Origin of the sequence: Pseudomonas sp. KCJK9111 (assembly GCF_046231935.1) — a bacterium.
Classification (GTDB): Bacteria; Pseudomonadota; Gammaproteobacteria; order Pseudomonadales; family Pseudomonadaceae; genus Aquipseudomonas; species Aquipseudomonas parafulva_B.
The window spans coordinates 19,053-30,384 of record NZ_JBJJMO010000053.1; the positions used below are offsets into that span (position 1 = coordinate 19,053).

An 11,332-nucleotide genomic window follows, 5' to 3' on the forward strand; every position below is an offset into this window, starting at 1 on the left:
AGAACAGACGCGCTGGAGAAAAAGTTATTCCCGCTCGGGGAATAACTTTTCCAGGGCAGCGTCGTACTGGCACTTTTCGTGAAAACAACGGGACTGACCATGAACCAACCTTTGCATGGCCGGGCCAAGGCCTGGCGGCTTGCCGCAATCGGCGCGGTGATGCTGGCTGCCGGTGCGGGCTTTGCCTACAGCGCCGGCTGGCTTGGCCAATCCGCGCTCACACCACAGCGCATCATCGACACGTTCGAGGCCCAGGCTGGGCACTACCCGGGTTATCGCAAGAACCACGCTAAAGGCCTGTGCGTGAGCGGCTATTTCCAGGCCAGCGGGCAAGCGGCAAGCTTGTCGACGGCACGGGCATTCACCCAGGCGCACGTGCCGGTCACAGGCCGCCTGGCCATTGGTGGTGCCAACCCGTTTGCGCCTGACACCGGCATCCCCGTGCGCAGCCTGGCAATCGAGCTCGCCACCGACGATGGGCAAGTCTGGAGGACCGGCATGAACAACCCGCCCGTACTGGCGGTGAGTACGGCCGAGGCGTTCTACGAGCAGGTGCTGGCCAACACCCCGGACCCGGCCACGCGCAAGCCCGACCCTGCCAAGGTACAGGCCTTCTTTGCAGCCCACCCCGAGAGCGCCGCGTTCAGGCAATGGGCAGCCAGCTACAAGCCCAGCGACAGCTTCGCCAACACCCAGTACCACAGCATCAACGCATTCAAGTTGATCGATCACGACGGCCATGCCCACCCGGTGCGCTGGCAGCTTGAACCGCTCATGCCGTACACGGCCTTACCGGCGAAGGTGGACGACCCTTTGTTCCTGCAACATGACCTGCAACGACGGCTGGCGCAGGGGCCGTTGCGCTGGACCTTGCGCCTGGTACTGGCCGAACCGGACGACGCTATCGACGACCCTGCCAAGCCTTGGCCAGCGAGCCGGCGCAGCGTCAACGCAGGCACCCTGGTGCTTGAGCAGGTCGACGCACCGGAACAGGGTGCCTGCCGCGACCTCAACTTTGACCCCTTGATACTGCCCCACGGCATCGAACCCTCCGCCGACCCTATACTCGCGGCCCGGTCAGCGGCCTATTCGGAATCATTCAACCGTCGTAGCCGCGAGTCCTTGAGCACTGGAGCCCGACCATGAAACCCACCGCCTTTCATCCCGTCGCCCGCCTGCTGCACTGGTCGATGGCGATCCTGATCCTGGCCATGCTCTTGATCGGCGTGAGCATGGTCACGGACCTGTCGGTCCGTCACCCCGTACTGGTCAGCTTGCACAAGGCCACGGGGCTTGCGCTGCTGGTGCTGGTCGTAGCGCGCATCATCGTGCGCCTGAGCATTCCCCATCCACCCCTGCCCCAGGACCTGCCAGCCATCCAGCGCCTGGCTGCCGGCGCTTCGCACCTGCTGCTGTACGGCCTCATGCTAGCCATGCCCTTGCTGGGGTGGGCCATGCTCTCGGCCGGCGGGTACCCTCGCCCGTTTGGCCTGCCGGCGATCGTGCCCCATGATTTGCAGCTGTATGCCGTGCTGCGCCAGGCGCACGGCTGGGCAGGCTACCTGTTGTTCGCCACGATACTGGTACACGTGGGCGCTGCGCTGATGCACGCCTGGGTTCGGCGTGATGGGGTCCTGCGCAGCATGTGGCCAGGGCCAAGGGCGCAGTGAGGGCACCGTATCTTGCCGAGCGATGGCCCACCCGGCATCGCCGGCAGCCGGCACCGGCAAACCGCAGCGCGCAAGCCTTGAGAGTATGTTTTAATGCGCCTCGCTCATTATTCTTGACACCTCTTATTACAAGGCGGCTATGGACACGGGGACGCGACTCAAACTAGTGCGTGAACGCAACAACCTCTCCCAGCGGGAGTTGGCACGCCGCAGCGGGCTCACCAACTCGACCATTTCGCAGATCGAGCAGAATCGCGTCAGCCCTTCGGTCAGCTCCTTGAAGAAGCTGCTGGAGGGCATTCCGATGAGCCTGGCAGAGTTTTTCAGCTTTGATGAACCCGTGCGTGAGGAGCGTTTCGTGTTCCGGGCGGGCGAGCAGCCCGACTTGGGTCGCAACGGGTTGCGCATGCTGCTGGTAGGTGCCAGCGTCGAGGGCCGGCAAATGCGCATGCTGCGCGAGCTTTACGCCCCAGGTGCCGACTCGGGCGAGCCCATCGTGCACGCCGAGGGCGAAGAGTGCGGGCTCGTCACGCGAGGCACCGTCGAGCTGTGGGTCGATGGCCAGGTCAGCGTGCTCAATGCGGGAGATGGCTACTACATCCCTACCACCCTGCCCCACAGTTTCAAGAATATTGGCCAGGACGAAGCGGAGATCATCAGCGCCAATACCCCCGCGAACTTCTGACCCAGGCGACGTGATGGTTGCAGACCACGTGAGCTGCAGCCATCACCGGGTCATCGCACCGTCGGCGCCTCAATCTCATCCTGCACGCGGCTCGCATAGTGTTGCGCCAGCACAGCGCAGACCATCAGCTGGATCTGGTGGAACAGCATCAATGGCAGGATCATTGCGCCGATGCCGCTACCGACGAACAGCACCTGCGCCATCGGCACACCGGTTGCCAGGCTCTTCTTCGAGCCTGCGAACAGGATGGTGATCCGGTCTTCGAGGTTGAAGCCAAGCACTTTGCCCAACAGGCTGGTCCCCACCAACACCACGGTCAGCAGGATGCCGCAAACGGCGAACAGGCCTGCCAGGTGCTGCGGCGAAACAGTGTGCCACAAGCCTGTGACCACCGCCTCGCTGAAAGCGGTGTAGACCACCAGCAGAATCGAGCCCTGGTCGACGATCTTCAGCCAGCGCGCATTGCGTTTAACCCAGGCACCAATCCAGCGGCGGGCCAGTTGCCCGGCCACGAACGGCACCAGCAACTGCAGAGTAATCTTGAGCACTGCGTCCAGACCCGAGCCGGTGTCGCCGCTGGCGCCCAGCAACAGCATCACCAGAACCGGGGTCAGGAATATGCCCAGCAGGCTGGATGCGGCTGCGCTGCAGATGGCCGCTGGCACGTTACCCCGCGCCAGCGAGGTGAACGCGATGGCCGACTGGACGGTGGCAGGCAGGGCGCAAAGGTACAGCACCCCCAAGTAGAGCTCGTCCCCCACCAGTGGCAGGAACAGCGGCTTGAACGCCATGCCCAGCAGCGGAAACAGCACGAACGTGCAGGAAAACACCAGCAGGTGTAGCCGCCAATGCCCCGCTCCAGCGATGATTGCCTCCCGCGAGAGCTTGGCCCCGTGCAGGAAAAACAACAAACCGATCGCCAGGTTGGTGAGCCAGCCGAAATACACCGCCCCCTGCCCTGAGCAAGGCAACACGGTGGCGATCGCTACCACGGCCAGCAAGGCAAGGGTGAAGTTGTCGAACAGCATGCGCAGGTACTTCATCACAGTTCCGTCTTGTCTTTGGGCAAGCACGGAGGATAAGGTCTTGCGCCCCCAGGCGCTAACGCCGGAACCCCTCCTGGTATCGCGCAACGGACAGTCAGCCAAGGAATCTTCATGATCTGCTCCCGCTCCGTGGCCCTTGCGGTCGCTCTCACACTCGGCGCCCTCTGGTTACCCGCCTACGCCAATGACCCGCTGCGAATCAAAGTCGACACCGTCATTGGCCCCCTGATGCAGGCCCAGGGCATCAGCGGCATGGCGGTCGCGCTATATGCGCATGGCCACGCTCATTACTTCAGCTACGGCGTCGCCAGCCGCGACAGCGGCGTGCCCGTTAGCCGCGACACCCTCTTCGAAATTGGCTCGCTGAGCAAGACATTCACCGCCACGTTGGTGGCAGTGGCCAATGCCGAAGGCCAGCTTGCCCTGGACGCCCCTGCCAAACGCTATCACCCGGCCCTGGCTGGCACTCCCCTGGGCGACGCCACCGTGCTGGACCTGGGCACCTACAGTGCCGATTGCCTGCCCTTGCAGTTTCCCGACACCGTGGAAACACCCCAGCAAGTGGTGACGTTTTTGCGCCAATGGCAGCCCAAAGGCACGCCAGGTGCCCAACGGTGTTACTCCAACCCGAGCCTGGGCCTGTTCGGCGACCTGGCCGCCCGCGCCCAACACCAACCGTTTGCCACCTTGCTTGAGCACAACGTGCTGGAGCCTATGGGCCTGCACAGCACTTACCTGGAGGTGCCCAGTGATGCACGTAGCCTGTATGCCCAAGGCTACGATGCCAGCGACAAGCCAGTGCGCGTAAACCCTGGCCCTTATGCGCAGCAAGCCTACGGCATCAAGACCAGTGCCAGCGATCTGCTGCGTTATGTGCGCTTGAACATGCAGCCCGACGGTCTACCTGCGCCCTTGGCCCGGGCCACCCTCATCACCCGTAGCGGCTACGCCCAGATCGGTGAAATGACACAAGGCCTGGGCTGGGAACGTTATGCGTACCCCGTTGCACTGCGCACCCTCATCGCCGGCAATGGTCCGCAGATGATACGAGGCCCCCAGCCGGCACAGCGGCTGCAACCGCCTGCCGCCCCATTGGCGGGAGCCTGGTACAACAAGACAGGCTCCACCAATGGTTTCGGTGCCTACGCAGCGTTCGTCCCGTCTGAGGGGTTGGCCATCGTGCTTCTGGCCAACCGCAACTACCCCAACGAAGCCCGCGTGCGCGCGGCATACGAGATTCTTTCAGGGCTTTGAAATCGAGGTTTGTCGAACAACTCTACGAAAATGTAGTGAGCAGAAAATATCACTACAAAATGGTTGACGCCGTTCATCGCGCTTGTGCATGATGAGGCCGTCTCCCTGATCGGGAGCCGTGGCAAGGGTGTTCCAGGCCGCCTGCGCGGTAACGCAGGCGGGCCGTGGAGAGGGAACTGTCCAAAAGGCAGCGTGAGAAAGCCCCTGTTGCAAAGCTGCAGTAGCAGCCTTGGAAACGCGCTACATCGCGATAGCGCCAACTGTGAAAATCACCTGAAACTGGGTAATGGGGGCTTTATGATGAACTTGAACGACAATCCGACCATCGATCAATTGGCCAAGCTGTTCGCCACGCGCAAGGACAGCCTTGATGACCATCTGCTGTGGGTGAGCCAAAGCGGCGAAGTGCGCCTGGACCGCTTGCCACCCAACACGATCGAAGATGAATTCCAGGAGCACCTGCCAAGCATGCGTGCGCGATTCAAGGCCTACCGCCGAGGCCAGGGCTATGTGGGCAAGAAGGCGGCTGCCGATACCGAGTTCGTCGGCCGTGTCTTGCAAACCCTGCAACAGCAATGGCCAGAGGCACGTGCGCAACGTGCCGTGAAAGTGATCGAAGCGCAGTATTGACCGTCATGCTGTATCAAGCCCGGCCACCGCGCCGGGCTTTTTCATGCGCGCCTTTTGGCGTTTTTAGGTAATGGCATGGCACCTGTGGCCAACGCCCGAGCGCGCTCCACACCCCAAACCAGCGCCCGGGTCATGGTTTCCCCGGAGCGCGCAGGATAATACTCCTCCACCAGAGCCTGCCCATTGCGTGCGTAAAGGCCGAGAAACAGTTGAGTTGCGCCTTGCCTGGACAGGCGCACCTGCACATCCAGGGTGGTGCCATCGCTCAGCACCTCGTCGTGGCAGCGGCTGTGCAGTTGTGCATCGGCCCACTGCCAATAGGTTTCGTCCCTGACTCGCATCGTTTGCGGTCCTCCTTACAAAAAACGTAACCAAGGAACCACATCCGTGCCTGATAGGCGACTGTAACTGACCGACATCATGAGCTTGGTCAATCAACGCTTAAAAAAGACAGGTAGCACTCGTAATTACTCAGGCCCTCGCAGCCTTGAGCCGCTGTCCGAGTCGGGCGCCGAACACGTTCACCAACAAGCCACTCATGACCAGCAAGGCACCCCAACCCTGGGCTTCGGTCAGGCGCTCGCCCAGCAGCAGCGCTGATGAACTCAGGCCTATGACAGGTACCAGCAGCGAAAAAGGCGCGACCTTCCCGGCCGGATGGCGCGACAACAGCGTGCTCCAGAGGCTGTAGCCCAGAATGGTGGCCACGAATGCCAGGTATGCCAGCGCGGCAATCGAGTGCCAGCCGATGTGCGTGAGCGCCTGGCTGATCCGTTCAGGCCCCTCCAACCAGCCAGAGAGCAACAGAAAGGGCAGCGGAGGGATCAAGCCGCCCCAGATGACCAATGCCACCAAGTCTATCGACCCGAAGCGACGAGTGATGATGTTGCCCAAGCCCCACATCGCCCCGCCACACAAGGTCAGTACCAGCGCGAGCATGGGGACATGGCTACCGTCTTCGCTGCCGATCAGCGCCAGCCCACCGGCGGCCATCAGCAGCCCGAGCACGCTGGCCACGCGCAAGCGCTCGCCCAGAAACAGCGCAGCGAAGCCCAAGGTGAAGAAGGCCTGGGACTGCAGGACCAATGAAGCGAGCCCCGGTGGCATGCCGCTGGCCATGGCCTGGAACAGAAATGCAAACTGCCCCAGCGAGATGGTCGCACCGTAGGCGATCAGCCAACGCCACGGCAGGTTCGGCCGCTTGATGAAGAACACCGCGGGAAAAGCCACAAGCAGAAAACGCAGCGCCCCCAGCAACATGGGTGGCAACCCATCGAGCCCGACCTTGATCACGACGAAGTTGACGCCCCAGGCGATGATTACCACCAGAGCGATGAGCAGGTCCTTGAGCGGCATTGCGGCTTCCTTCTTCAGCACTTATACATATTTCGTTACAGCATAAGGCTATTCCTCGATGAACCACCATTACAGTTGCGCCCTAGCGTTGCGCAACAGTGGGCTGTGCGGCCATTAGCAGCATGCGGTTGGTACGCCCATGAAAAAGGGCCGCCTAGGCGACCCTTAACTTGCGCTCTGCATCCCCTGCCATCACGCCACGGCGAGCAGACCGTTCTCGATGTGCGCCTGGGCCGCGGCAATCGCTTCGGTGCGCTGCTCCGGGCCATAAGCCAGGCCATGGGCCCGAACCACGTGCAGGTCGGTAATACCGATGAAGCCCAGGAATACCTTGAGGAAGTCTTCGTGGCCGACCCCTGTCGGTTGATCGGCGTGCAAACCTCCTGCCGTGGAAACCAGCACCACTTTCTTGTCACCGCACAGGCCTTCTGGACCAGCCTCGGTATAACGGAAGGTCTTGCCAGCGACGGCGATGCGGTCGATCCAAGCCTTGAGTTGGGTCGGCACGCTGAAGTTGTACATTGGCGCGCCGATGACCACTGCGTCAGCGGCCAGGAACTCTTCGAGGGTCTCGGCACTGAGCTTGGCCTCGAAGGCCTGGGCCGCATCGCGCAGCTCTTCACTGGTGCCCGCAGCCATCAGGGTAGCGGCCGAGAAGTGAGCGATGGCATCGGCTGCCAGATCGCGATAAACCACTTCGACGCTCGGCTCAGCGGCCTGCCACGCGGCGACGACTTCACGGCTCAATTGGCGCGAGGCCGAGTTGTCACCCAGGATGCTCGAATCGATGTGCAGCAGTTTCATGGGGTACTCCTGTGAAAGGGGGGTAAGGCTGAATATATTCGATGAAAAGGATGTTACCTAAGTGTGTAATGGATGATAAGTGCGCCCAATCGCGCTAGTTTGTCCTACCCCTGGAACAATTAGCCGTGCCATGCAGGATTGAACGTTTTGTGGGGAATACCAAGTTAGGGGAGGAAATGGTCAAAATGCTTTGCCTCTCTTTCCTAGAAAACCCAAAGGCAGCAGACTTCCAAGCACGTCCCGGATCCTCCCTTCAATGTCCCTAGGATGGTGCGGTTGGGTTGATCAGTGCTGTGCAGGTCTATGCATCGAAAGCCAAGAGTGACCAAAAGCCAATCCAGTCATAGCTGCCGCCTCAGATTCAGCCCTCGATTTGCATGCGACACAGACCCAGTCCGCTTTTCCCTTCAGGGTACGGTAGGCATTAAGCCTACCCTTCCTCGGTCGGTGGAGCGGTGGGCTCTTGAACCTCTACATTTACGCTCATCTAAACCATTGCTTGGTAGACCAGTGCCTGCCCCGTAGCTGAGGTGCTTTGGATATAGATCCCCTTCCGACCCACGATCAGGCCAATCACCGATCGAGCATCCGTGCGCTTCGCTGCGGAGATCTTCCACTCTCTCAGATCTATGCCCGAAGGTGATGGATAGTCCTCAGGGTGCGTATGCCATTCACCAATGTAGCGAATGATTCCCCTGCTCTCCTGCCACATCTGATCAGCCACCTCGGTGTGCCCTTTTGAGCCTCGATCAAAGCTGCATCGGGTCCTTCTATCAGTTGGAAAAGGTGGCGTTGCATGGGTGACCTCGATGTGCGGCCCATGCACAGTGCCGAGAAGGATGCCGCCACTCTCGGGATCCGAGAGACTTCTCTGAACATACGCGTCAAACACTGCCATCACATCAGGGAGAAGGTGAATCAGAAAACGACCTTCTTTGGCAGCCCAATACGTCATTTGCCGCAAGCCGGGCACCTCTCTGCTTTCAACACGTCGCAGTCAGGAGTAGCTAGCTCGTAGGCAGAATCTATGATTCTGGTTCGTAGCGAGGGGGTTTCTGCGTTATCAACCCAGGCCAGTGCCATCTCACTGCCAAGTGCTGCTGCTTGAAGAGAAACCGTTGCAGGAAACGGGACATACAGGCCCTCACACCCATTCCCGGCCCGTAAGACGGGCATTTCCCCGTTTACGGTAGGCAAGCCTCCTTCACGCTGGTGATTGCATAGGCGTCGGTAGCAAGCGCTTGGTCCTGGCACCTTGATCAGGCCACGGACGGCAATACCAGGGCCTTCGATCCAAATCGAGAGCATAGGGATTTGATTGGCATAGCGTGCAGCCAACCAGTGTCCGAGCGACTCCTCACCCGTGGCATCAATCAATAAATCAAGCTCTCCGAAATGAGCATGCCGCGCATCCACTTCCAGTGCGCGAACCGACACTGAAGGGTTGTCGAACTGAAGTATTAAGCGCATCCCAGATGCTTTGTTCGCGAATAGGTGCGCCATCCCCAGACGGTGTCGGCCAAGGTTCTGAGGCCCAAGTACTTCGTAGTCGACGATGGTCAACTGCCCACCGCCAGTGCCTGCCCCGGCTTTAGCCAGCGCATCAATCAGGTACCCTCCTATCGTTCCACAGCCACGACAGCAATCCTCTTACCGGCCAGTGTTTTCATGCCAGGGATGTTGCGCTGAGCTAGATATTCGTTATCCAAGCGCAATACATGCAGCCGAGAGATTTTGTAGCTGTACAGGTGCTGAGTGCCGCGGGCGACTGCACGCTTTTCTTCAGGCAGTACCGATTGGTCAAAATGTACATGGACCCCATATAGCAATTTCGGCGATTTGATGATGATTAGAGCATCTCGCTTTGTCAGGCGTGAGGCCTCGCCAAGGCGCTGTTCGACTTTCCTTGCACTGCGTCCGTCCAGCTGCCGTTGCCACTCCAAAAACTCTGCCACCGTTTTGGGTGGCCATTCTGACCTTGCTGTAGAACGAACAAGGCAGATGATCATGTAAACACTTTTAATCTGAGCATTTGATGTAGCCAATCTGACGAACGGTCGCGCCTATCCGCTAAGACTAGGCGATCAAACAGGAGCTGTTCTCCTCCGACTCTTCTGCAAAGCTGGTATGGAGGGTGCTATCTATTGCGGCAGAAGAGACCTGATCAGTGACTTGCTAACGGCATGCGCGGCTAGTCCAGCCTCGATGAGGCAATGCGTGCCTCGCTCCCAGGCTCGCCGTGTGCGGTAGTTGCCTAGCCTCGCCGATTGATGCGCGGCAGAATCAGACCAAGCATTTTACTTTCACAAAGGGCCGGGTAACTTGCCCGCTGCTATGCAAGCCTTACGATCCGCTTCGGCGCAAGCGCCCAGCTCCTCAGCCAAAAGATCAATAAGCCCCCGTACTGATGGAAGCAATCCCCGTTTGGATGGATACACAGCATGAATGAGCCCGCTAGGAGGTCGATACGCCGGCAGCACCTCCACGAGCAAACCTGCCTCCAGATCGTGCCTCACCATAACCTCGGGCATCTGTACGATACCTACACCCTGGACTGCGGCGCGGTGTAGGGCGTCTAAGTCAGCAGTAACAAAGCGTGGAGAGTGAGGTACTTCTACTCGATCCCCTGAGGGATCGAAAAAGGCCCAGCGGTGGTCGCGGTTGGCTGGGGCCAGGTCCATGCTCGGCAATCCGATTAGATCACTCGGGGCTTCCAAATCAATGCCTTCGACCAGGGACGGTTTCGCCACAAGCTTTTGGTAGCTTTCGCCGAGGACTTTGAGGAACAGGTTCTCGTCTTGGAGCGGCGGAAAGCGCACGCGCAAGGCAATGTCGAAGCCCTCCCCCAGCACATCAACTCTCCGGTTTGTGCTTTCTACCTGGATCTGGACCTTGGGGTGAGCAACCATAAATTTAGCCATGGCATCGCTCACCCCCATCGCTGCCAGCGCCGGTGGGCAGCTAACTCGTATCAGTCCATGGGGTTCGGATCTGGACTCTTCGATGACCTTCTCCGCAGCATCGGCTTCGACCAGCATGGCGACGCAGTGGCGGTAGTAATCCTGGCCAATCTCAGTGACGGTGAACTTGCGTGTCGAACGCTGGATGAGGCGTACACCCAGCCGCTCTTCAAGGGCTAGGACCCTGCGACTGAGCTTGGATTTAGGGATACCTATGTTCCTAGCGGCCGCGGCGAACCCCTTGTGCTCGACCACTTGGGCGAAGAAGTACAGCTCGTTGAAGTCAAACACTGGTGCGTTCCGGCAGCCGAAGGACAGCAGGCATTATTGCAGGTAAACGCCGAATGAACCTACAGCGAACGGTGCAGCTGTGGATGTTAGCTCACGGGTGAAGGGTCGCTGGCAAACTCACTTAAGCAAGCCAGCGACTGTTTTCATCTTTGGGTCCAGCGTCGATCGACAACCCATGGGGCCCCTGAAACGGACATCCTGGGGTTAGCTCTCGGCCCTCGCCGCGCTTCTCAATGGTATTTGATCCTGCGGTTATCAAACGCTGGCTTAGTACCCTCCAGGACTTTGACAGCATGCTGATTGATGGCCGGACTTTCTATCGCACCCGCGGTGTAGGAAATTTTCTGGCCGTTGGCGCGCTCAAAGTGCGACCAGATGATTTGTTCCGCATCACAGACAATCGCGAGATTAGGGTTGTGCGTGACCATGATGATTTGCCGACGCTTCTTCGCTTCTGTGAGTACGGGAACGAGAAGGCTGACCACGGTCTCGTTGTCGAGGTTTTCCTCGGGCTGATCAAGGATGATCGGGATACGCCCCTTGTCGACAAGCAGGTAGAAGATCAACAGCAGTGCACCCCGCTGGCCTGGCGATAACTGCTCGATTTCGGCGTCCTGGAATAGCAGCGAATAACGT

At 59.8% G+C, this 11,332-nt stretch carries 14 protein-coding genes; 5 read left to right on the forward strand and 9 right to left on the reverse strand.

Annotation, left to right across the window (positions count from 1 at the left end; all coding sequences use genetic code 11):
- Positions 1-93 precede the first annotated feature (93 nt).
- The 3 genes from ACK59L_RS16655 to ACK59L_RS16665 all read left to right on the forward strand — a co-directional run bounded on the left by ACK59L_RS16655 (position 94) and on the right by ACK59L_RS16665 (position 2,355).
- Complete coding sequence (locus ACK59L_RS16655) at positions 94-1,146, forward strand: catalase family peroxidase (protein WP_409274833.1); 1,053 nt, start codon at positions 94-96, stop codon at positions 1,144-1,146.
- Positions 1,143-1,670 carry a cytochrome b gene (locus ACK59L_RS16660; RefSeq protein WP_409274814.1) on the forward strand — a complete coding sequence of 176 codons (528 nt, stop codon included), beginning with the start codon at positions 1,143-1,145 and terminating at the stop codon, positions 1,668-1,670. Before ACK59L_RS16655 ends, ACK59L_RS16660 begins: the two co-directional genes overlap by 4 nt.
- Before the next feature lie 139 nt (positions 1,671-1,809).
- Complete coding sequence (locus ACK59L_RS16665; protein WP_027915556.1) at positions 1,810-2,355, forward strand: cupin domain-containing protein; 546 nt, start codon at positions 1,810-1,812, stop codon at positions 2,353-2,355.
- Between the two features lie 50 nt (positions 2,356-2,405).
- Here ACK59L_RS16665 and ACK59L_RS16670 read toward each other — a convergent pair whose 3' ends face one another.
- Positions 2,406-3,398, reverse strand: coding sequence for a bile acid:sodium symporter family protein (locus ACK59L_RS16670; protein WP_409274816.1), 993 nt, complete (start codon positions 3,396-3,398; stop codon positions 2,406-2,408).
- Positions 3,399-3,512: 114 nt separating this feature from the next.
- On the opposite strand from ACK59L_RS16670, the gene ampC reads away from it, so the two are divergent.
- Together ampC and ACK59L_RS16680 are read left to right on the forward strand one after the other, a co-directional pair.
- On the forward strand, positions 3,513-4,655 hold the full coding sequence (ampC, locus tag ACK59L_RS16675; protein ID WP_409274818.1) for a class C beta-lactamase: 1,143 nt from the start codon (positions 3,513-3,515) through the stop codon (positions 4,653-4,655).
- Between the two features lie 297 nt (positions 4,656-4,952).
- Entirely contained in the window at positions 4,953-5,285 is a 333-nt protein-coding gene (locus ACK59L_RS16680; RefSeq protein ID WP_182139597.1) for a hypothetical protein, read from the forward strand.
- 41 nt (positions 5,286-5,326) lie between these two features.
- Here ACK59L_RS16680 and ACK59L_RS16685 read toward each other — a convergent pair whose 3' ends face one another.
- The 8 genes from ACK59L_RS16685 to ACK59L_RS16720 form a co-directional block, all read right to left on the reverse strand.
- A complete protein-coding gene (locus ACK59L_RS16685; RefSeq protein WP_058639337.1) occupies positions 5,327-5,626 on the reverse strand; it encodes a hypothetical protein in 300 nt (99 codons plus the stop codon).
- Between the two features lie 130 nt (positions 5,627-5,756).
- Positions 5,757-6,641, reverse strand: a complete 885-nt coding sequence (locus ACK59L_RS16690) for an EamA family transporter (RefSeq protein ID WP_409274821.1) — start codon at positions 6,639-6,641, stop codon at positions 5,757-5,759.
- Between the two features lie 192 nt (positions 6,642-6,833).
- Positions 6,834-7,445: an FMN-dependent NADH-azoreductase gene (locus ACK59L_RS16695; protein ID WP_409274823.1), complete on the reverse strand. Its 612-nt coding sequence runs from the start codon at positions 7,443-7,445 to the stop codon at positions 6,834-6,836.
- Positions 7,446-7,932: 487 nt separating this feature from the next.
- Positions 7,933-8,400, reverse strand: a complete 468-nt coding sequence (locus ACK59L_RS16700; protein ID WP_409274825.1) for a Mov34/MPN/PAD-1 family protein — start codon at positions 8,398-8,400, stop codon at positions 7,933-7,935.
- A complete protein-coding gene (locus ACK59L_RS16705; protein ID WP_409274835.1) occupies positions 8,397-9,068 on the reverse strand; it encodes a ThiF family adenylyltransferase in 672 nt (223 codons plus the stop codon). Before ACK59L_RS16705 ends, ACK59L_RS16700 begins: the two co-directional genes overlap by 4 nt.
- Complete coding sequence (locus ACK59L_RS16710) at positions 9,065-9,454, reverse strand: hypothetical protein (RefSeq protein WP_409274827.1); 390 nt, start codon at positions 9,452-9,454, stop codon at positions 9,065-9,067. Before ACK59L_RS16710 ends, ACK59L_RS16705 begins: the two co-directional genes overlap by 4 nt.
- Positions 9,455-9,748: 294 nt before the next feature.
- Entirely contained in the window at positions 9,749-10,696 is a 948-nt protein-coding gene (locus ACK59L_RS16715) for a LysR substrate-binding domain-containing protein (protein WP_409274829.1), read from the reverse strand.
- Between the two features lie 230 nt (positions 10,697-10,926).
- Positions 10,927-11,332 (reverse strand): AAA family ATPase (locus ACK59L_RS16720; RefSeq protein WP_409274831.1); only part of this gene is annotated, 406 nt, incomplete at its 5' end.

Bases quoted from the DNA above. Each gene is read 5' to 3' on its own strand.
- ACK59L_RS16680 (WP_182139597.1), top strand. From the start codon at position 4,953: ATGATGAACTTGAACGACAATCCGACCATCGATCAATTGGCCAAGCTG.
- ACK59L_RS16670 (WP_409274816.1), bottom strand. From the start codon at position 3,398: ATGAAGTACCTGCGCATGCTGTTCGACAACTTCACCCTTGCCTTGCTG.
- ampC (WP_409274818.1), top strand. From the start codon at position 3,513: ATGATCTGCTCCCGCTCCGTGGCCCTTGCGGTCGCTCTCACACTCGGC.
- ACK59L_RS16710 (WP_409274827.1), bottom strand. From the start codon at position 9,454: ATGATCATCTGCCTTGTTCGTTCTACAGCAAGGTCAGAATGGCCACCC.
- ACK59L_RS16660 (WP_409274814.1), top strand. From the start codon at position 1,143: ATGAAACCCACCGCCTTTCATCCCGTCGCCCGCCTGCTGCACTGGTCG.
- ACK59L_RS16695 (WP_409274823.1), bottom strand. From the start codon at position 7,445: ATGAAACTGCTGCACATCGATTCGAGCATCCTGGGTGACAACTCGGCC.
- ACK59L_RS16700 (WP_409274825.1), bottom strand. From the start codon at position 8,400: ATGACGTATTGGGCTGCCAAAGAAGGTCGTTTTCTGATTCACCTTCTC.
- ACK59L_RS16690 (WP_409274821.1), bottom strand. From the start codon at position 6,641: ATGCCGCTCAAGGACCTGCTCATCGCTCTGGTGGTAATCATCGCCTGG.
- ACK59L_RS16685 (WP_058639337.1), bottom strand. From the start codon at position 5,626: ATGCGAGTCAGGGACGAAACCTATTGGCAGTGGGCCGATGCACAACTG.
- ACK59L_RS16665 (WP_027915556.1), top strand. From the start codon at position 1,810: ATGGACACGGGGACGCGACTCAAACTAGTGCGTGAACGCAACAACCTC.